The sequence below is a fragment of the Planococcus koreensis genome (assembly GCF_004761975.1).
GTDB classification, from domain to species: domain Bacteria; phylum Bacillota; class Bacilli; order Bacillales_A; family Planococcaceae; genus Planococcus; species Planococcus koreensis.
In genome coordinates this window covers 12,520-33,660 of record NZ_RQII01000033.1, presented here as the reverse complement: position 1 = coordinate 33,660, position 21,141 = coordinate 12,520, and the positions used below count along the sequence as shown (strand labels likewise).

Sequence of the window (21,141 nt, the reverse complement as noted above, 5' to 3'; positions counted from 1 at the left end):
TTTCATCAAATAATGCCCTGCATGCGCAAAATCACTTCTGCGATGACGGCCGATCCCAAGAAAGTGCCCAATAGGACGAACATGCCGATGACGATGGTCCGCCAGCCCAATTGCACGAAATCGAACCACGAACGGCCAATCGACACACCGGCGTATGCCAAAATCGGGGTAGCGATGGCGAGGAGGCTGACTTCAGCCGTCCACGCGACAATTTGTTCCGAACCGGGCATATTGGGAAGGGTCAAAATCAACCCGAGAATGCCGATATAGGCGATGCTCGGCAGTTGGAAAGGCAGGAGACGGTGGATGACCAAACCGGCTAAACTGATGCCGATCAATACAGCTAATCCTGGCAATGCGTCAAGCGGCATGATGTCGTAGCCGATCCAGTTGCCGATCAGCATGATGGCGCCGATGATGATAAAGACGATGACCCATTCTTTAAGGTTTTTTAACATCTTCGGCACCTCCTGCAGCTTTCAGATCTCTTTTTCTGGATAGGATTTCATACATTTTCACCGTCAACGGCAAGCCGACGAATATGCTCATATACAAGCCGGAGACGGACGAGATGAGGTTGCTGACGCCGGAAAAGGCGGTCAGTTCTGCACTCATATCCGGATAGGCGGCGATAAGCGGCCCGAGTGATGCCGCTGCCATACTGCCGCTCCCGACGCCGGTCGCCATCGCAAAGGACAAGGGATGAATCGGTGTAACGGTCGCCAGGAAACCTGAAATCAGCCCGATGAAAATCGATCCGAAAACGGTACCGAATATGTACATCGCCATGACGCCGCGGCCTTCAGGAGAAGACAAGCCGTATTTATCGGTGATCAACGCCAGATTCGCTTCCCGGCCGATCGAATGCGTCATGCCGATGCTTTCCCGTTTCAATCCCAGGAAGACGGCTAGCGGAAGGGCCAGAAAGATCGTTCCGAGATTTCCGAATTCCTGCAGCAAAAGGGCAGGGCCCGCTTCAATAATCTGGGGGATTGCAGGACCCGCCTGTACGCCGAATTTCGCAATCAGCACGGCAACCGATAAAAATACCAGTGGTTCCGCATTGATCGATTGTTTGTCGCTGACGAGCGGCGTGAAGTACAGCGCCAGCCCGATGATGACCGCATACAGCATCGGCAATAATAATATGGCGCCAGGCCCGAGGGGTATCGAATGTGTGCCGATCGATTCTGCAACAATGACAATGGCGAGCACAACCAAGTGCAAGCGCCAGTCTTTCCATAACTTCAACGATTCCTGAGCCAATGTCCATCTCTCCCTTAACATGCCTAGTGCATTTTTATTGAGCCGTTTCCGCTTCTTTTGCGGCTTCGTTTTTCTGGTAATTCAACGTAGCGGATCCGAGCACCTTTGCGGCGATCAGCAAAGCGCGTTCATCGATATCAAATTTCGGGTGATGATGAGGGAACGTTTCCTGCGCCTCGGGATTTTGGGCTCCGGTGAAGAAAAAGGTTCCTTTGACGTTTTGCAGGTAATAGGAAAAATCCTCTCCTCCCATGACCGGCTCGGTTTCATTGACAGCTTCAACGCCCGGCACTTGAGGGGCTAGCGCTGCGACAAATTCCGTTTCTTCTTTGTGGTTGACCGTTGTGGGGTATCCGCGGGTATAGGTATATTCATACTTCGCGCCTGCCGCATAACAGGTTCCTTCGATGATCCGTCCGATTTCCTGTTCAACCAAACTGCGGACGTCTTCTTTGAACGTACGGACTGTGCCTGACAATACAGCGGTATCGGCAATGACGTTAAACGGGTTTTTGGCTTCGAAGCTGCAGACGGAAACCACTGCCGATTCCAACGGATCAACGCGGCGGCTGACGATTTGCTGCAGATTGCCGATCAATTGGCCGCCGATGACAATGCTGTCTTTTGTTTGGTGGGGATAGGCGCCGTGCCCGCCTTGACCGATAATCTTAATATCGAAACGGTCAGGCGCTGCTTGAAGCGGGCCGGAGCGGTAGGCGATTTCGCCAAGCGGCATCTGGGCTTGCAGATGGGTCCCGAAGATCACATCGACGCCGTCCAAACAATTGTCTTCAATCATGGCAATCGCACCACCCGGCAATAGTTCTTCAGCGTGCTGATGCAGGAACAATACGGTTCCTTCGATATCCGATTTCATGCCGTTCAATGCTTTGGCCAGCCCCAGCAATGTCGCCGTATGGCCATCGTGCCCGCAGGCGTGCATGACGCCATCATTGACCGATTTGAACGGAACATCGGTTTCTTCCTGTATCGGCAACGCATCAAAATCAGCGCGCAGCGCAATTGTCGGACCGGGTTTGTCTCCTTTTAAGTAAGCCAAGACACCATTGCCGCCGACATTCGAGCGGACTTCATGCCCTAGTTTCTCATGAAAGTCTGCGATATACTTTGCTGTTTTTTCTTCTTGGAACGACAATTCCGGGTTTTGATGAAGGTAGCGCCGAATTTCAACAATTTCTTCGTATAGTTCGTCTAAGCGGCTGAATAATGGGTTCAAATGAATGCACTCCTTTAATCCTTGGGATTAGTTTGATTTTTCTCACATTAGCATACCTATGCAGCTCTGTACATGGAATATACAATTTTGAGTCCTTAGGCTTATTACGGTGGTCGAAATTTTTTAGGCGAAGCTGAAAAATGGTCAAAATGAATGGCGGGCAATTGGCAGGGAAAAGCTGGAGCGAAAAAACTTTAGCATTCCGGATTCCGGTTAATGGTTTACCGAAAAAATGCAGCCTCTTTCCGCTGAAAAATAAGGTAAAATTAAATGCATAAGACGTAAAAAAGGATTCGGGGTGTTCAAGTGGATAAGTCGCTCGTCTGCATTACCAAATATTCCAATAAATTCTGGAAAATCAAAGTGCAAGGCACTATGTTTATCGTTTCCTACGGGAGGATCGGAACGGTGGGTTCAGTGAATAGCCGGGAGTTCGCAACTGAAGAGCTTTGCCGGAAAGAAGCTCACAAGCTGATCGAGTCGAAGTTCAAAAAAGGCTACCGGGAAATTGAGGAAGAAGAAGAAGGCGTTCAAACGGCCAGTATGCCGGAAGAAACGTTCTGGGAATTGCTGGCCTTAGCACATAAAAAAGGGGAAGACTGGGAAGAGCAGCTGGAATGGCTTGTTGCCAAGCTTTCCAAAAGACCGGTGAACGACATCATCCAATTCGATTTTCATTTCAACCAGAATTACTACCGCTCGTATACGTCCGGCTTGTGGGCGGCAGCGTATATCATCATGGGCGGCTGCTCGGATGATGCCTTTGATTATTTCCGGGCCTGGCTTTTGTTTCTTGGAAAAGAGCCGTATGAAGCGGCGATCCGCAATCCGGAAAGCGTCATCCCATATCTGAAAGAATGGGATACCGACATTTTTGAATTTGAAGATTTCCTATACACAGCCAGCCTGGCGTTCGAAGAAAAGACGGAAATGGACCAAGAAGCTTACCTCGATCTTTACTGGAAACTGTCTGGAGATGATTACGAACAGCCGGACATGGAGTTTGACTGGGATGAAGACGATGAAGAAGGGCTTAAGAAAAAGTTCCCAGTGCTGTGGGAAGTGTATGGGGCGAATCCATTGGGTTAGAGTCATGCAGAGTAGAACAGTAAGGCGAAAAAAAAAAGCATATTTTCAGTCGTCAGAGAACAGCTTGGCTGTTCTTTTTTCTTTGCTTTATCAAACCTTTTGGAATATATTAGGTAGTAGAAATAAAACCAATAATTAACAATATTTATTGTATATTACATGGAGACAAGAAAAGTTCTTAAAATGAAACTAGTGAGGTTAGAAAACATGAAAACTAAAGCTTTATTGCTAGTGGCAAGTGCATTGCTGTTGGCTTCGTGCGGAGAGCAGGAAACGCAAGAAAAAGAAGCAGCACAAGAAGAGAAACCTTTGGCGTTCTCTATTAACGAGCCCCAGAAAATAGAAGGTGTAGTGGAATATGACATCATCAATGTTTCTGCATCCGAACAGATCAAACCACCGAACCCAGCTTCCGTTACCACGGTGATGGAAGTGGAAAATTCAGATTCCAGGTTTCTCGATATGACCGTCAAAGTGAAGAACTTGAATTCAGCTGACAAGACAGCGCCAGAGCTGATCGATGTCACCTATACCATTGGCGGACAGGAGTATGTTGCTTTCCAGAGAAATGAACACAATAATGCGAGTATGTTGAGGGACGGGGAATTCACTTCCATTGCGCCATTAAGCAATGCGGTCGTCCATTATATTGCAGAAGTGCCGAAGTTCGAACCTGAAGAAGAAGTACAAATAAAAGCGGAAATCGGGGGCAAGGCGTACCTATCCGAATTCACCCTTGAAGATTTTAATGGAACGAAAGAGTTTATTTCCATTGGAGACACTCTGGAAGTGCCGCAATATGCGAATTTATCGCTGGAAAACATGTATTACACTGAGCGGGTGGAGCCGCCGAATCCAGGTTCCGTTTCAGGGATTTATGAGCCTGAAGCCCAGACGAATACGTTCCTGGTTTTGGAAATGAAAGTGAAGAATCTAAAATCAGCGGGACTTCAAGCTGATTCTGTATTTGCCGCAAAAGTGATTTATGACCAATACTATGAATTTGATGGGTTTCCTGAGCTGATTAGTGCAGATGGATCGAATTTGGAGTCAGCGAACATTACCTCAATCCCTTCTTTAAATGAAAATACGATCCTATATATTCTCGAGGTGCCAAAAGAGTTGAAGGATTCCGAAGGTGTAGTGTCAATTTGGTTCAATAATGATTATTATCACGTTGAGGTAAACAACCAAGTTTCAAGTAAACAAGCGCGCGTGCCTGAGGAAGCGAAGTCTTTTACAGCCAGCGGAAGTAATGGAGACATCAGCCCAAGCGATGGCAGCGCACCGACTGAAATGGATGGGGAACGCCAAAGTGCTCCACAAGGCGATATCAAAAAAGGGCATACACAGATGACGACTGAAGAGACCTTAGCTTTGATTTCCCATAATGAAGGCATTGATTTTTCCACACATAGCTATGAGATGTCTTTTGATGAAAACGATTATTTAATCATTGATGTTGGATTGGGGCAAATGGCCGTCGGCACCTATAAGATTGATGGAGATGGGACATTGCTGCAGTTGGATGTTGCAAACGGCGTTTATCTGCCAGCGGAACAAGTAACGAATGGCGGTTCATAATCTTTTACAGCAATCAAGAAAACAAGCAGCCACAGGAAGCCCTGCAGCTGCTTGTTTTTTAATGATTTAAGTAAAATAATTTTCAAATATTAAACAGTTTTGCGGCCTTTGCCTCTCTGCACCAGTCTATGTGGTAAAATGGGGAAAATACTCGATTAGGTGTGGAAATGATGAAAAAGAAAACTAAAACGAAAAGGCGCAGGCGGCTCAAGCTCTGGGTGATGGTCATGCTTCTTCCTGCAACTGTCGTGATGGCTTCGATATTGATCATGGTTTTTTACACGATCATTCCGGATGCGATCAAGCACAATATAAAAGAGACGCCGAAAAATTTATTTGAAATCGAATTGCCTGAAGAAAATATCCCGCTTTACCAAGAAGCGGCGGACGCATACGGCATCCCGTGGACGCTGCTCGCTGCCCATCACCGCATTGAAACGAAGTTTTCGACGATGGACCCGCTCCTGTCGCCGGTCGGGGCAGAAGGGCATTTGCAATTCATGCCGTGCACATTCGTCGGCTGGACCTATCCGTCTTGTTCAGGGCTTGGCAAAGGGGACATTCCGGAAGAGGCTAAAACCGATCCGGCAGTCATAGCTGAATACGGTGGCTACGGCGTTGATGGCAATCAAGACGGTGTCGCAGATCCTTATAATTTGACCGACGCATTATACAGCGCGGCAAATTATCTATCGAAAAACGGCGCAGCTAAAGGGGAGTTGGAACGCGCAATTTTCCAATATAACCACAGCGATGAATACGTAGAAGATGTGCTGCATTATTACCATCTGTACGAAAAGGAATACGCGGCCGAATAGGGGCTGCACATAAAAAAATCCCGTCAGCCATGTGGCTGACGGGATTTTTGTGTTAAGAATGTGTTAACTTATGCTCTTCTGCGGCCTTTGCGCATTGAACCCATGATCAAGCTCAATACGAAGACTAGGATTAAAGCACCGATCAATGCAGGGACGATGAATACTCCCCAGATTTCTGGACCCCATTGTCCTAATAGCATGCCGCCTAGCCATGCTCCGACGATACCGGCGATGATGTTACCAATAATTCCGCCCGGAATGTCTTTGCCTAGAATCATACCTGCTAGCCAACCGATAATACCACCCATGATCAAGTAAAGAAGAAATCCCATTTGTTCCAGCTCCTTTTAAGTTATGAATAATTGCTTACACTCTAGATATAACCTGAATTGGGACATTTGAAACATCAATTTGAAAAAAATTATTTCAGCTCGGCTCCAAGGGTGTTTTTGAAATGGCGCAAAGCCCATGCATGCCCTTCCGGATCAAAGCTCGCAACAGCCTCTTCGTGGACAACGATGCTATAGCCTTTATTGTAAGCATCGGTTGCCGTATGAAGGACGCAGATGTCCGTGCATACGCCAACGATATGCAATTCCTGGATGCCGCGCTCTGACAGCATCAGCTCCAGATTCGTTCCTGCAAAAGCGCTGTAACGCGTTTTGTCCATCCAAATGATGCTGTCCTGGTGTTTTTCATAAACATTGGCAAGCTTCCCGTATAAATTTCTGCCGGCCGTCCCGCGAATGTTGTGGGGAGGGAAGAGCTTGGCTTCCGGATGCAATTCATCTTCCCGTTCATGCAGATCCACCGGAAATACCGTAAAATGGCCTTCTGCAACAAACTCTTCGACCAATCCGCAAATCTTCTCCTCGATTTCCTGTCCCGGTTTGCCGACCGTCAACGCACCGTCGTCTGCGACAAAATCCACTGTATAATCCACTACCAATAAAGCTTTTTTCATGTTTATCCTCCTCTTTTAATAGCTCCGGAGCCATAATGCTGGCTCTTAGCAACAGCTTGTTGCTGCCTTTCAATACCATACCCAAATTTCGTAAAGCAATCGCAAATTATTTTATTGATATTTGTCAGAAAAATTTGTATACTCTCTAAAAGGAGATGACAGCTATGCAATATGAAAACGTAGAAAAATTAAACCGCCAAGGTCTCTGGTTCGTTGTCATTCACACATTAATCCTGTTTAATTTCGTAATCGACTTTGAGTTTTTCATGTAGGCACTTAAACGAATAGCCTGTCCCTGTAACGGGGACAGGCTATTTTTTGTGCTGGTCAATCCCTTTTTAGCCGAGTCAGCGATTCTTTCAGCATGCGGGAAGCGGAATCGAGCGAAACACCGAGAATTTCCTGGATTTCCTCGAGGTTCTTATGTTCCACCGCATACAGGTAATGCACGTAAGCGAAGCGGATGTCGCCGGACCGGATCGGCGTGCCGACAAAATCCGTCAGGGCCTCGGTGTAATCCGACAGCGAACCCATTTTGAACATCGAAAAGCCGTCTTTCGTTTTCGATGACAATAAATACGGTGTATTGCGGAAAACAGCGCGCTCCATTGCATCCCGCAGCACCGGAACTTCTTTGCCGGTGAACTCCAATTGGCAGGCATAGCCGTCTTTCTTCTCGAATGTCAGCGCAAGCGTATCGCCGTGATCGGCAAAATCATCCACTTCGATTGCCACCATATCCCGCAGGCGCAAACCGCGCATATATAGAAGGAACAGGATTTTCGCATTTAACGACAACTGGCTGGACTCCAAGACAGCGTCTTTCTTTTCCAGCAAATCTTCGTAATTGATGTGGATGTCCGCCGGCGTCAAATCAAGCTTTTGCGTCAGTTTGAACTTCGGCATAAAATCCACCGGAATCTTCCCGATCTGCCACATATAATCAAACCATTGCCGGATATGGATCAGCTTGCGGTTCAGCGTGCTGTCCTTGATGCCGGTTTCGTGCTGCTCCTGCAGGAATTTCTGGATATCAGAGGGCCGAATTTCATGCGGCTCCACCGTTTTTTTATAAGTTTTTCGAAGATAAGCGAAGAGCGCACGGATCAATTGGACCTCGTGGATGACCGTATTCGGGCTAATGCCGTTTTTCAAGCGGTACTTCTCATAACCATAAGGCATAAAGCAACACCTCTTCTCATATTTATTCCTTAATTATACCATTGTTTCAAAAGAATAGAACGTACTTTCCCTTGTGGAACCGCGACAGGACAGGGTTTTGGCAAGCAATATATTAAATAGTAGAATGAGTTGAAGATATTCCGCAAAACCGCTACGAAGACATGTACCCAAGAATTGGGGCAATGCCTTTGCGACGAAGCGCACAGCGCTGCAGGAGCAGAGTTCTTTTGCAGGGTCTCAGCTGTCTCGCTATCCCGCAGGCGTCTCCGGGGTTTTGCTCCATATCTTCTTAAAGTCACTTGTTTTTAAGTGAGTTTATCTAGCGCAGGCGCGAACACGGGCTGGGCGGAGCAGAAAGACAGGCGCTCTTTGCCTGGCTTTTTGCGTAAGCCAAGGAGTCGCCAAAAACTTTTGGCAACTCCTTTGCGACGAGCTTGCGCAGGAGCAATCGTCTTTGCTCTACCCTGAGCGTCCGAAGCGTCCATCCACCCGAATCTCGGATTGAAGAAAAAATGCAGGAAAGTTTTTTATTATATAGAATAATAGGGTATGCCAATAATGAAGCGTATTTATGAAGGAGGAAGGAGTGGACGAATGTATAAAAAAGACAACGAAAAGATCAGAACAGAAGTGCTGGATGCGGTCGATGGTCTGTCCGATGATCAGCTCAACAAAAAGCCGGCGGAAGATGAATGGTCGCCGATGGAAATCCTGGAGCATTTGAATTTGATGGAAACGTATATCTCAAAGAACATATCTCGGGAACTGGCTTCCGAGCGCAGTGAAAAGGTGATGAAAAAGCCGATCCAATTGACCGTCAGCCGCATGGTGAAAGTGGACGCTCCGGCACCGGTCGCGCCGAGCGGTGAATTTATTCCCCTTGAAGAGATGAAGTCGCGCCTTGTGAAGTCGCGTCTGCTGCTCGACAGCATTTACGACGGTACGACAGAAGACGTGCTTGAAAACAAATCGATGAAGCATCCGGTGTTCGGCCAAGTGCCGCTCATCCAATGGTTTCCGTTTATCGGCCTGCATGAAAAACGCCATTTGAAGCAATTGGAAAAAACCATCGAAAAAATCAAATGATAACCAAAAAGGTAATTCGAAAAACTTATCACATTCTATAATTTTAATGTAATTTACTTATGCTTTTGTTTTCGTTATGATGGAAGAGGAGAAAAGACTCTATTATAAGCCTTTTCAGAAGATTTAAAGGAGGAACATGATCATGGCAAAAAGCAGTTTGCACAACAGCCGCACTTCTTTTGAGCTTAATGGCAAAACGTATAACTTTTACCGTTTAGCTGCATTAGAAGAAGCAGGAATCGCGAAAGTATCACGGCTTCCTTATTCGATTAAAGTACTTTTGGAATCCGTGCTGCGCCAGCATGACGGATACGTCATCAAAGACGAGCACGTAGAAGAATTGGCAAAATGGGGCAAGGATGCGAACAAAGAAGCAGAAGTTCCATTCAAACCTTCACGCGTCATCTTGCAGGATTTCACTGGAGTACCTGTAGTCGTTGATTTGGCAGCACTTCGTTCCGCAATGGCGAAACTTGGTGGAGACCCAGACAAGATCAACCCGGAAATTCCGGTTGATTTGGTAATCGACCACTCGGTGCAGGTAGACAACTACGGCACTGAAGATGCTTTGCGCATCAACATGGAACTTGAATTCGACCGCAATGCGGAGCGTTACCAATTCCTCAACTGGGCACAAAAAGCCTATGACAATTACCGTGCAGTTCCACCAGCAACAGGTATCGTACACCAAGTTAACCTTGAGTACTTGGCGAACGTTGTCCACGCTGTACCGAACGAAGACGGCACTTTTGAAACATTCCCGGATACATTGGTGGGAACAGATTCACATACGACAATGATCAATGGAATCGGCGTACTTGGCTGGGGCGTTGGCGGAATCGAAGCGGAAGCGGGCATGCTTGGACAGCCTTCTTACTTCCCAATTCCAGAAGTTATCGGCGTGAAAATGACTGGCGAATTGCCAAACGGTGCAACAGCTACCGATTTAGCGCTTAAAGTGACTGAAGAATTGCGTAAAAAAGGCGTAGTCGGCAAATTCGTCGAGTTCTTCGGACCTGGCGTTACGAAATTGCCGCTTGCTGACCGTGCAACGATTGCCAATATGGCTCCTGAATACGGCGCAACTTGCGGATTCTTCCCAGTTGACGAAGAAGCTCTTAACTACATGCGTTTGACTGCACGTACAACAGAACAAATCGCGATCACAAAAGCATATTTGCAAGCGAACGACATGTTCTTCACGGTTGAGAACGAAGATCCGATCTATACAGACGTTGTGGAAATGGACCTTTCAACAATCGAACCGAACCTTGCTGGACCGAAACGCCCTCAAGATTTGATTCCATTGTCTCAAATGAAGACTGAGTTCAACAAAGCGGTAACGGCTCCTGAAGGCCCGCACGGTTTTGCGCTTGATGCGAATGAAATCGCGAAATCAGCGACGGTTAACTTCAAAGACGGCCGTGTTGCTGAGATGAAGACAGGGGCGCTTGCAATTGCCGCTATCACATCTTGTACGAATACATCGAACCCATATGTAATGCTGGGCGCTGGTTTGGTCGCTAAAAAAGCGGTTGAAAAAGGCTTGACGCCGCCTGCATACGTGAAAACTTCATTGGCGCCAGGTTCTAAAGTTGTAACTGGCTACTTGAACGATTCTGGTTTGCTTGATTACATGAACCAAATCGGCTTTAACCTTGTCGGCTACGGCTGTACAACATGTATCGGTAACTCAGGCCCATTATTGCCTGAAATCGAAGATGCGATTCTAGACAACGATTTGCTGGTTTCTTCTGTACTTTCCGGTAACCGTAACTTTGAAGGGCGTATCCACCCGCTAGTCAAAGCCAACTACTTGGCGTCTCCGATGCTCGTAGTCGCTTATGCACTAGCTGGAACAGTTGATATCGACTTCGCTGTTGACCCAATCGGCAAAGACAAAGAAGGCAACGATGTGTTCTTCAAAGACATCTGGCCATCAACTGAAGAAGTGAAAGAAGTCGTACACAACACTGTAACGCCTGAATTGTTCCGCAAAGAATACGAGCACGTATTCAGCGAGAACGAAGCATGGAACGCAATCAAGACAAACGACGATGCGTTGTACGCATTCGACGAAGATTCGACTTATATCCAGAACCCGCCATTCTTCGACGGCCTTTCGAAAGAACCGGCTCCGATCCAGCCATTGGCTGACTTGCGCGTAGTGGCTAAGTTCGCTGACTCGATCACGACTGACCACATTTCACCAGCTGGGCAATCGGCAAAGATACGCCAGCAGGTAAATACTTGCGTGAAAAAGGCGTCGAGCCTCGCAACTTCAACTCTTACGGCTCACGCCGCGGGAACCATGAAGTGATGATGCGCGGAACGTTCGCGAACATCCGCATCCGCAACCAGGTTGCACCAGGTACGACAGGCGGTTACACAACGTACTGGCCGACTGGTGAAACGATGGCAATCTACGATGCAGCGATGAAATACCAGCAACAAGGCACTGGCCTTGCGATCTTGACAGGAAAAGACTACGGCATGGGCTCGTCTCGCGACTGGGCTGCCAAAGGTACATTCCTGCTTGGCATCAAAACGGTTATTGCTGAAAGCTACGAGCGGATTCACCGTTCGAACTTGGTGATGATGGGCGTCTTGCCGCTTCAATTCTTGAACGGCCAAAACGCTGAAGTCCTTGGCTTGACTGGCCGCGAATCCATCTCTGTCAACTTGTCTGATACCGTGAAACCACGCGATATCCTGACAGTGACTGCAACTGCTGAAAATGGCGACGTAACTACTTTTGAAGTACTTGCTCGTTTCGACTCAGAAGTGGAAGTTGATTACTACCGCCACGGTGGGATCCTTCAGATGGTACTCCGCAACAAATTGCTGGAAGTGTAATAAATTCATAAAAAAGCGTCCTGGGATTGTTTCCAGGACGCTTTTTTTGCGTAGGGGGATGGAAAGTATTTTGTGAGGCAAGGGAAGTAAATACTTAATTTTACAAGTAGAACAGCTTTATCAGCTGCTAACAGTCGTTTTTACTTGTAACAGACAGGCTTTTCTTTTTTTATTCCACTCATACTCTTGTATACTGAAGGGAGAGGTGAAGGAAGAATGTTTATTAGTGAAAAAGAGATAGAGATCCGCTATGCGGAAACCGACCAAATGGGCGTTGTCTACCACGCCAATTACATCATTTGGCTGGAAATCGGCCGTACAAAGCTGATTGAGGACTTAGGATTTACTTACGCGGGGATGGAGAGTGAAGGCTACCTGTCGCCAGTTACGGATGTATCGATCCAATACAAGGCACCGATGCGCTACGGCCAGAAGGCACTTGTCCGCACGTGGGTCGAAGAACACGGCCGCCTGCGCACGACATATGGCTACGAAATTTTGCACGAAGACGGTACGCTTGCAGCAAAAGCGACGTCAGAGCACGTTGTTGTGAAAAAAGAGACATTCCGCCCCGTTTCGATCCAAAAGGCGTTTCCGGAATGGCATGAAAAATATCAGGAAGTGAAAAGGAAGGATTCGGATGGCGTTCGGAATTAAGCGCGAAGAGCTCGTGCGTTGGAAGCTCGATGTGGAAGAAGGAAAAATCGCCTTTTTGACGCATTATTGGGTGGATGAACGGTTCGTGGGCTGCTCGACGGTGACGAAAGTCGGCTGCAGCGATCTGGAAAAGCTCGAACAATGGGGGCGCCAATACGGCTTGAAGCCGGAATGGATGGACCTGCGCAATAATTATCCGCATTTCGACTTGTTCGGAGAACACCAAGTCCGTATTTTAACCGAAGAAAACATGCTGCACCAATTGCATAAATTCAAAAAAGACAACGCGTGAAGTTTCTCACGCGTTGTCTTTTTTGTAATCGTAATCCAATTCTTTCAAGTCGTCGTTGACGCTCACCAGCAAATCGTGGCCGTCAAAATACCAGAGATCGGTTTCTTCGATGTAATAAGTGACGTCGTTTTGTTCGATGCTGACTGCCGCTTCTCCGGGATGGTCTTTCGTTACACCGAGCGAGAAGCCCGGCTGAAATTTACTTGAGCCGCCGTAGCGGACGAAAAATCGGACTTTGTCTCCAGCTTCTACTTCCATTTCTTTCGAGAACCATTCGAATGCATCTTCACTGATGTTGATCTGCATGCGCTGCACGCCCTTTCAATGGCATTTCACCATTTGATTTTCGGCTCTGTGCCGGCCTTGATCCGTGCGATATTCGCCCGGTGGCGGTAGATGATAAAGCTTGCCAAAATGAGTATGACAATTAAAAATGGATAATCTTCTGAATAAAATGTATAAATAACTGTATAAATAACTGCAACTACTGCTAAAATAATGGAAGACAGCGAAACCATTTTTGTAATTTTTAGGGCAATCAGCAATACAGCGACCGCTAACAGGAACAATGGCCATTGGTAGCCAAGAAGGATGCCGCCGGATGTGGCAACCGCTTTTCCACCTTTGAATTTCGCAAAGACCGGATACATATGGCCAATGACCGCTATGACGCCGAAGACGAGCGGGTGGATCGGTGTGTCGATGTAAAGCGGAATCATGGTTGCGGCGGTCCCTTTCAGGATGTCGAGAATCGTTACGGCGATGCCCGCTTTTGCGCCGAGTGTACGGAAGGTGTTGGTGGCCCCTAGATTCCCACTGCCTTTCGTGCGGATATCCGTTTTGTAAAACAATTTCCCGACCCATAATGCGGATGGGATCGAACCGAGCAAGTAAGCTAAAATAAGGGGAAGCAAAATGTCCATGAAAAACTCCTTTGGGCCATACGTATTTGTTTTTTAAGTTTAACATGAAGCGAGTTCATTGAACAATATCCGATCGTTTATTCAACATCGCAGCAGAAATCATGTATGATAGAATAAAAGGACAGGTGAATTGCATGCACAATCCAAGCCGTGAAAAAATCAAAAAAGTTCTTGATGATTCCAAAACGATCGCTGTAGTGGGCTTGAGCCCGAATCCTGACCGCACCTCTTATATGGTGTCGGAAGCGATGCAGCGGGCGGGCTACCGGATCATCCCGGTGAATCCGAGAGCGGACAACGTGCTCGGCGAGAAAAGCTACGCGACGTTAGCGGATATCCCGGAACCGGTCGATATCGTCAATGTCTTCCGCCGCAGTGAATTTCTGCCTGAACTGGCGCGGGATTTCAAAGCCATCGACGCTCCGGTATTTTGGACCCAATTGAATGTGGTGGACGAAGCGGTATTCGATGACTTAACCGATGCAGGCTATACGGTGATCATGGACCGCTGCATCAAAGTGGAACACGCTATCCTCAAATAAAGGCTTTTTTAGGATAAGAGGGCACCTAGCTCTCTTTTTCTATGATTATTGACAGAAGTGCCGGATGGCGATACGATTAAAAGACAAAGAAATGCGAACAGATGTTTTGTTGGAGGGAAAAAAGAATGGCCAAAACGAAAAATACGGCATACAACGAAGAAGCAATTCAAGTACTCGAAGGCCTAGACGCCGTTAGAAAACGCCCGGGTATGTATATCGGTTCGACAGATGCCAGAGGCCTGCACCATTTGGTGTACGAAATCGTCGACAACTCGGTGGATGAAGCACTTGCCGGATTCGGCGACAAAATCAGCGTAACGATCCACGAAGACAATAGTTTGAGCGTCCGCGACCACGGACGCGGCATGCCGACGGGAATGCACCGCAGCGGCAAACCGACGCCGGAAGTCATTTTGACGGTGCTCCACGCAGGCGGCAAGTTCGGCCAAGGCGGCTATAAAACAAGCGGCGGGCTCCATGGAGTCGGCGCATCGGTCGTCAACGCATTGTCCAAATTCCTGGAAGTGACGATTCACCGCGACGGCAAGAAATACCGCCAACGCTTCGAAAACGGCGGCAAGCCGGTCACTACGCTTGAAGAAATCGGAACGACAAAAGAAACCGGCACCGAAATCCATTTCCTGCCGGATGAATCGATTTTTTCCGTGACGAAATACAATTACGAAACCTTGAGTGAGCGCCTGCGCGAATCGGCATTCCTGTTAAAAGGCTTGAAAATCGACTTGACGGACAAGCGCACTGGCATGCAGGACTCGTTTTTCTACGAAACCGGCATCGAAGCGTTTGTTGCGTACTTGAACGAAGAAAAAGACGTGCTGCATAAAGTCGCCTATATCGAGGGCCATCAGGAAGAGCTCGAAGTCGAGTTCGCGTTCCAGTTCAACGACGGCTATTCGGAAACGATTTTGTCGTTCGTCAACAACGTCCGCACACGCGACGGCGGGACCCACGAAACCGGCGCCAAAGCGGCAATGACGCGTGTCTTCAACGATTACGCACGAAAAATCAATTTATTGAAAGACAAAGATAAGAACTTGGAAGGCTCGGACATCCGTGAAGGTTTGGCCGCGATCATTTCGGTCCGCATTCCGGAAGCGCTGCTCCAATTCGAAGGGCAGACGAAAAGCAAGCTCGGTACGAGTGAAGCCCGCAGCATTGTTGACGCGGTCGTGTCGCAGAAACTCATGTATTTCATGGAGGAAAACGCTGATTTGAGCGCTTCGCTCGTCCGCAAAGCGATTCGCGCGTCACAAGCGCGCCTGGCTGCACGGAAAGCGCGCGAAGATGCCCGCAACGGCAAAAAGCGCAAGAAATCGGATGCGTTATTGTCCGGCAAATTGACGCCGGCGCAATCCCGCAACGCCTCGAAAAACGAATTGTATCTCGTGGAGGGCGACTCGGCCGGCGGTTCAGCGAAACAAGGCCGCGACCGCACGTTCCAGGCGATCTTGCCGCTGCGCGGGAAAGTCGTCAATACCGAAAAAGCGAAGCTCGAAGATATCATGAAAAACGAAGAGATTTCGACGATCATCCACGCAATCGGCGGCGGAGTGGCGGCGGATTTCTCGGTGGCGGACATCGCCTATAACAAAATCATCATCATGACCGATGCGGATACCGACGGCGCGCACATCCAAGTGCTCTTGCTGACGTTCTTCTTCCGCTACATGAAGCCCCTTATCGAAGCGGGCAAAGTGTTTATCGCATTGCCGCCGCTTTACAAAGTCTCAAAAGGCGTCGGCAAAAAAGAAGTAGTCGATTACGCCTGGACGGAAGCCGACCTGGAAGCATCCACGAAAAAAGTGGGCAAAGGCTATATGCTGCAGCGCTATAAAGGTCTTGGTGAGATGAACGCAGACCAATTATGGGAAACCACGATGAATCCGGAAACCCGGACATTGATCCGCGTCACGATTGAAGACGGGGCACGCGCTGAACGCCGCATCACAACGCTGATGGGCGATAAAGTGGAGCCGCGCCGCTTATGGATCGAAAACAACGTCGACTTCGGTATGGAAGAAGACGGCAACATTTTGGAAAATGATTTAATTCATGCTGAGGAGGAAGTTGTATGACACAAACCGAACGTTATCAAGATCTGCCATTAGAAGAAGTCATCGGCGATCGGTTTGGGCGTTACAGTAAATACATCATCCAGGACCGCGCACTTCCGGATGCGCGCGACGGGTTGAAACCTGTTCAGCGCCGGATTTTATATGCCATGTACAAAGAAGGCAATACCAACGATAAAGCGTTCCGGAAATCCGCCAAAACGGTCGGTAACGTAATCGGTAACTACCACCCGCACGGCGATACGTCCGTGTACGAAGCGATGGTGCGCTTGAGCCAGGATTGGAAAGTGCGCCACATGTTAGTTGAAATGCACGGCAATAACGGTTCGATGGATGGCGATTCGCCAGCCGCGATGCGTTACACCGAAGCTCGTTTGTCGGCGATTGCCGGCGAATTGTTGCGCGATATCGACAAACGCACCGTCGAATTCATCCCGAACTTCGATGATTCGGATATGGAGCCGACGGTCTTGCCATCGCGTTTCCCAAACTTGCTGGTGAACGGTTCGACCGGGATTTCTGCCGGCTACGCGACGGATATCCCACCGCACGCGTTGCACGAAGTGCTTGACGCTGTGCTTATGCGCATGGACAACCCGAACGCGACGGTTGAGGAGCTGATGACGGTCATCAAAGGGCCCGATTTCCCGACAGGCGGTATCATTCAAGGCGTCGACGGCATCCGCAAGGCGTATGAAACCGGTAAAGGCAAGATCATCATCCGCTCGAAAGCGGATATCGAACCGCTTAAAGGCGGCAAAGAACAAATCGTCATCACCGAAATTCCCTTTGAAGTCAATAAAGCCAGCATGATCAAAAAAATCGATGACCAGCGCTTCGACCGCAAACTCGAAGGCATCTCGGAAGTCCGCGATGAATCCGACAGAACCGGCCTGCGCATCGTCATCGAATTGAAAAAAGACATGGACGCCAATGGCATCTTGAACTACCTGTATAAAAATACGGATCTTCAAGTGAGCTATAACTTCAATATGGTCGCCATCCACAAACGCCGGCCAACGATGATGACGCTGCAGACGTCGCTTGACGCTTACATCATTCACCAGAAAGAAATCATCACGAAACGATCGGAATTCGATTTGCAAAAAGCGAATGATCGCATGCACATCGTCGAAGGCTTGATCAAAGCATTGTCGATCCTCGATGAAGTCATCAAAACAATCCGCGCGTCGAAAGACAAACGCGATGCGAAGAATAACTTGATTTCTTCATTCGCCTTTTCTGAGGCACAAGCGGAAGCGATCGTCAGCTTGCAGCTATACCGCCTGACGAATACCGACATCACAGAATTGCGCAACGAAGCGGAAAGCTTGCGAAAGCTCATCGCCGAATTGACCGGGATTTTGACAAGCGCCACAAAGCTGAAAAATGTCATCAAAAAAGAATTGGCCGTCATCCGCAAGCAATTTGCAGAACCGCGCCGTTCGGTCATCGAAGACAAAATTCAGGAAATCACCATCACGCGTGAATTGCTGATTCCAAGTGAGGACGTCGTTGTCACCGTGACGAAAGAAGGCTATGTGAAACGCACCAGCCCGCGTTCCCATGCAGCATCGAACGGCCAGGATTTTGCAATGAAAGATTCTGACCATCTGTTGTTCGAGCGCAATTTGAATACACAGCACACGATCTTGATCTTCACAACTGGCGGGAATTTCGTCTACCAGCCGATCAACGAATTGCCGGACATCAAGTGGAAAGACCTTGGCCAGCATTTATCGAGCATCGTGCAGCTGGAACCGAACGAATCGATTTTGGCGGTTTATCCGTTTGAGAACTTCGATGCCGACGCCAGCATCCTGACCGTTTCGAAAAACGGCATGGTGAAGCGTTCGGCATTAAAGGATTATCACATCCAGCGCTACTCGCGTGCCATCAAGACGATGAACCTCAAAGGCGACGACAAAATGATTTTTGCCGGAGTCGTCACGAAAGAGACCGAATTGTTCATTGCAACGAATCAAGCTTATGGTGTGCGCTTCCCGCTCGAAGAAATTCCGATAACGGGACTACGTACAGCAGGGGTAAAAGGCGTGAACTTAAAAGACGGCGACACCGTCGTATCCGCTATCATGATCGATCCGCAGCAAAAGCAGGACCTGGTATTGGTCACGCAGCGCGGAGCTGCCAAGAAGATGAAGCTTCAAGAATTTGAAATCGGAAGCCGCGCGAAACGCGGCGTCGTCATGCTGCGGGAATTGAAATCGAATCCGCACCGTGTCGTCTGCGTCTTATCGGTAACCGGTTCAGAGGAAATCTTAATGGAAACATCCAAAGGCGTCCGGCTTCCACTTGCGGCAACCGCATTAAAAACAGTTGACCGCTATTCGAACGGCTCATTCCTTGTGGATGAGAGCTCGGATGGAAAAGTGACAGCAGTCTACAAGAAAGAAATGCCCGCTCCAAAAGAGCAGGCGTGAATAAGGTGAAGGGAAGGGAGGGTCCACACTTGTGGATCCTCTCTTTTTTCGTGTATTGAACTCTAAAAAGGGGGGAGGGGTTGGGTATAAGTAAATACTTATGAATTTGATATAAATATTATGTAACCTTTTGTTTACGTATTTATCTGTTCTTATAAATCTGTATATAAACAAGTTCTTATGTAATAAATATATTAATTATGTAAACTAAAATAGTTCCTAAGTGGTTCAGCTATTTTTGATAAATTCCGACTACTTCGTTGACACAGTTTTACCAGGTCCATATACTTGCTATATAACAGTTTTGATTACTACAGATACCGGAAGGGGAAATGACCATGTTTGCACCATTGACGCCGTTAGATTGGAAGCGCCGTGCTATCAAGTATTATCCGGAGAAAATTGCAGTCATCGATGAAGACAAGAAGTTTACATACAAGGAATTCGGAAAGCGCACGGACCAGTTGGCGTTCGCGCTCCAAAACGCTGGGATTTTAAAAGGCGACCATGTCGCTGTCATGCTGCCGAACACGCATTATATGTTGGAATGCTTCTATGGCATCTGCCAGCTCGGAGCCGTCATGGTGCCGCTCAATTACCGGCTGGTCGCCAAAGACCTTGAGTACATCATCCGCCACAGTGATGCAAAAATGATTATCGTCGATGCGGAATTCGGCAAGTTGATCGAAGGGATCCAAGGCAACCTGCCGCTCGAAAAGTTCATTATCGTCGATGTGCCGGGCCATGACTCTGCGCTTGAAGGCGTTTCGTACGAGGAATTCATCAGCGAGATTCCGGCAGATTCGGTCCTGGCGCCAGTCGATATCGACGAGAATCAGATGCTGACGCTCAATTACACGAGCGGCACGACGTCGAATCCGAAAGGCGTCATGCTGACGCACCGTGCGAATTACTTGAATGCCGCCAACTTCATGTACCATTTGAATGTTGTGCATGACGATGTTTATTTGCACACCTTGCCGATGTTCCACGCGAACGGCTGGGGCGGCGTCTGGGCGCTGACGGCTGCAGGCGGCACGCATATCTGCCTGCGGAAAGTGGATCCGCCGCTCATTTTGGAGCTTTTTGAAAAGCACAACGTGTCGTTATTATGCGGTGCACCGACCGTCGTCAACATGCTTGTCAATGAACCGAAAGCGAAAGAAGTCAAGATCACCACAAGCCCCCGCATGGCGACAGCAGGAGCTCCTCCGGCTGCAGCGTTGATTGCCAAGGCGCAGGCAGTGCTCGGTTTGAACATGATGCATGTCTATGGCTTGACGGAGACGTCGCCGTTCATCCTTTATTGCGAATGGCATAAGGCCTTTGACTCGCTGTCGCCAGATGAGCAGGCGAACATCAAAGCGCGCCAAGGCATCGAGCTCGCGTTCAATGGCGAAACGAAAGTCGTCAGCCAGGAAGACGGCCGTGAAGTGGCATGGAACGGCAAAGAGCTGGGCGAAATCGTCACTCGAGGAAACGTCGTCATGAGCGGCTATTACAAAGATCCGGAGAAGACCGCTGAAGCGATTCGCGATGGCTGGTTCTATACGGGCGATTTGGCAGTGACCTATCCCGACGGTTATATCGAAATCCAGGACCGCATCAAGGACATGATCATTTCCGGCGGCGAAAACATTTCGTCGACTGAAATCGAAGGCGTCCTGTACAAGCATCCGGATATCCTGGAAGTGGCCGTTATCGCGGTGCCGGACGAGAAATGGGGCGAGGTGCCGAAAGCCATCATCGTGCTGCATCCGGGCGCAACGTGCACCGAACAGGACATCATCGCCTACACGCGTGAGAACATGGCGCATTTCAAGACGCCGAAAACGATCGATTTTGTTGAAGCGCTGCCGAAGACAGCAACCGGCAAGCTGCAGAAATTCCGCTTGCGTGAAATGTACTGGAACAGCTCGAAAAAAGTGAATTGATGAAATGGGAAAAGCCGGCTCGTTCGAGGAGCCGGCTTTTTGTGGCGTTTATTGGCGTTGCGCGGCTAAACGCGCGTAAAATTCGCTGGGCGCTCGTAAATTGTTGTGAACGCGCATAAATCTTTCTGAACGCACGTAAATCCCGCTGAACGCACGTAAATCTTCCTGAGCGCGCAT

The 21,141-nt window shown here is 48.5% G+C and carries 18 protein-coding genes and 1 pseudogene; 11 read left to right on the top strand and 8 right to left on the bottom strand.

The window, feature by feature from the left end; genetic code table 11:
• Positions 1-5: 5 nt before the first annotated feature.
• From EGV91_RS08255 to EGV91_RS08245, 3 genes are read right to left on the bottom strand one after another with little or no spacing between them, the layout of a single operon-like run.
• Positions 6-458 carry a hypothetical protein gene (locus tag EGV91_RS08255; RefSeq protein WP_135502548.1) on the bottom strand — a complete coding sequence of 151 codons (453 nt, stop codon included), beginning with the start codon at positions 456-458 and terminating at the stop codon, positions 6-8.
• Positions 442-1,266: a DUF3100 domain-containing protein gene (locus EGV91_RS08250; protein ID WP_241666143.1), complete on the bottom strand. Its 825-nt coding sequence runs from the start codon at positions 1,264-1,266 to the stop codon at positions 442-444. Before EGV91_RS08250 ends, EGV91_RS08255 begins: the two co-directional genes overlap by 17 nt.
• Positions 1,267-1,300: 34 nt before the next feature.
• Positions 1,301-2,503, bottom strand: coding sequence for a M20 family metallopeptidase (locus tag EGV91_RS08245; RefSeq protein ID WP_135502544.1), 1,203 nt, complete (start codon positions 2,501-2,503; stop codon positions 1,301-1,303).
• Between the two features lie 306 nt (positions 2,504-2,809).
• On the opposite strand from EGV91_RS08245, the gene EGV91_RS08240 reads away from it, so the two are divergent.
• The 3 genes from EGV91_RS08240 to EGV91_RS08230 all read left to right on the top strand — a co-directional run bounded on the left by EGV91_RS08240 (position 2,810) and on the right by EGV91_RS08230 (position 5,994).
• Positions 2,810-3,592, top strand: a complete 783-nt coding sequence (locus EGV91_RS08240; RefSeq protein WP_135502542.1) for a DUF4240 domain-containing protein — start codon at positions 2,810-2,812, stop codon at positions 3,590-3,592.
• 207 nt (positions 3,593-3,799) lie between these two features.
• Positions 3,800-5,176, top strand: a complete 1,377-nt coding sequence (locus EGV91_RS08235) for a hypothetical protein (RefSeq protein ID WP_135502540.1) — start codon at positions 3,800-3,802, stop codon at positions 5,174-5,176.
• Positions 5,177-5,346: 170 nt separating this feature from the next.
• The gene (locus tag EGV91_RS08230; RefSeq protein ID WP_135502538.1) at positions 5,347-5,994 is read left to right on the top strand and encodes a lytic transglycosylase domain-containing protein; all 648 of its coding nucleotides are present in this window, start codon (positions 5,347-5,349) and stop codon (positions 5,992-5,994) included.
• A gap of 68 nt (positions 5,995-6,062) precedes the next feature.
• On the opposite strand, the gene EGV91_RS08225 is transcribed toward EGV91_RS08230, so the two are convergent.
• From EGV91_RS08225 to EGV91_RS08215, 3 genes are all read right to left on the bottom strand, one after another.
• The gene (locus EGV91_RS08225; RefSeq protein WP_135502536.1) at positions 6,063-6,326 is read right to left on the bottom strand and encodes a GlsB/YeaQ/YmgE family stress response membrane protein; all 264 of its coding nucleotides are present in this window, start codon (positions 6,324-6,326) and stop codon (positions 6,063-6,065) included.
• Positions 6,327-6,415: 89 nt separating this feature from the next.
• Entirely contained in the window at positions 6,416-6,958 is a 543-nt protein-coding gene (locus tag EGV91_RS08220) for a cysteine hydrolase family protein (RefSeq protein ID WP_135502534.1), read from the bottom strand.
• A 327-nt stretch (positions 6,959-7,285) separates the two neighbouring features.
• On the bottom strand, positions 7,286-8,140 hold the full coding sequence (locus tag EGV91_RS08215; protein WP_135502533.1) for a site-specific integrase: 855 nt from the start codon (positions 8,138-8,140) through the stop codon (positions 7,286-7,288).
• A gap of 594 nt (positions 8,141-8,734) precedes the next feature.
• Between EGV91_RS08215 and EGV91_RS08210 the strand changes: the two genes are divergently transcribed.
• The 4 genes and pseudogenes from EGV91_RS08210 to EGV91_RS08195 all read left to right on the top strand — a co-directional run bounded on the left by EGV91_RS08210 (position 8,735) and on the right by EGV91_RS08195 (position 13,031).
• A complete protein-coding gene (locus EGV91_RS08210) occupies positions 8,735-9,226 on the top strand; it encodes a DinB family protein (protein ID WP_135502531.1) in 492 nt (163 codons plus the stop codon).
• Positions 9,227-9,368: 142 nt separating this feature from the next.
• Positions 9,369-12,082 (top strand): annotated as a pseudogene (acnA, locus tag EGV91_RS08205) (aconitate hydratase AcnA).
• Positions 12,083-12,298: 216 nt separating this feature from the next.
• Positions 12,299-12,739 carry an acyl-CoA thioesterase gene (locus tag EGV91_RS08200; RefSeq protein ID WP_135502529.1) on the top strand — a complete coding sequence of 147 codons (441 nt, stop codon included), beginning with the start codon at positions 12,299-12,301 and terminating at the stop codon, positions 12,737-12,739.
• On the top strand, positions 12,723-13,031 hold the full coding sequence (locus EGV91_RS08195) for a hypothetical protein (RefSeq protein ID WP_135502527.1): 309 nt from the start codon (positions 12,723-12,725) through the stop codon (positions 13,029-13,031). Before EGV91_RS08200 ends, EGV91_RS08195 begins: the two co-directional genes overlap by 17 nt.
• Before the next feature lie 6 nt (positions 13,032-13,037).
• Here the strand turns inward: EGV91_RS08195 and EGV91_RS08190 are convergent, their stop codons facing one another.
• On the bottom strand, positions 13,038-13,337 hold the full coding sequence (locus tag EGV91_RS08190) for a HesB/YadR/YfhF family protein (RefSeq protein ID WP_135502525.1): 300 nt from the start codon (positions 13,335-13,337) through the stop codon (positions 13,038-13,040).
• Positions 13,338-13,363: 26 nt separating this feature from the next.
• Positions 13,364-13,954, bottom strand: coding sequence for a glycerol-3-phosphate 1-O-acyltransferase PlsY (plsY, locus tag EGV91_RS08185; protein ID WP_135502523.1), 591 nt, complete (start codon positions 13,952-13,954; stop codon positions 13,364-13,366).
• Positions 13,955-14,088: 134 nt separating this feature from the next.
• Here plsY and EGV91_RS08180 point away from each other — a divergent pair, with 134 nt between their 5' ends.
• The 4 genes from EGV91_RS08180 to EGV91_RS08165 all read left to right on the top strand — a co-directional run bounded on the left by EGV91_RS08180 (position 14,089) and on the right by EGV91_RS08165 (position 20,964).
• On the top strand, positions 14,089-14,496 hold the full coding sequence (locus tag EGV91_RS08180; RefSeq protein WP_135502520.1) for a CoA-binding protein: 408 nt from the start codon (positions 14,089-14,091) through the stop codon (positions 14,494-14,496).
• Positions 14,497-14,621: 125 nt separating this feature from the next.
• Complete coding sequence (gene parE / locus EGV91_RS08175) at positions 14,622-16,592, top strand: DNA topoisomerase IV subunit B (protein WP_135502518.1); 1,971 nt, start codon at positions 14,622-14,624, stop codon at positions 16,590-16,592.
• Entirely contained in the window at positions 16,589-19,030 is a 2,442-nt protein-coding gene (parC, locus tag EGV91_RS08170) for a DNA topoisomerase IV subunit A (protein WP_135502516.1), read from the top strand. Before parE ends, parC begins: the two co-directional genes overlap by 4 nt.
• A 338-nt stretch (positions 19,031-19,368) precedes the next feature.
• Complete coding sequence (locus EGV91_RS08165; RefSeq protein ID WP_135502514.1) at positions 19,369-20,964, top strand: long-chain-fatty-acid--CoA ligase; 1,596 nt, start codon at positions 19,369-19,371, stop codon at positions 20,962-20,964.
• Positions 20,965-21,141 lie beyond the last annotated feature (177 nt).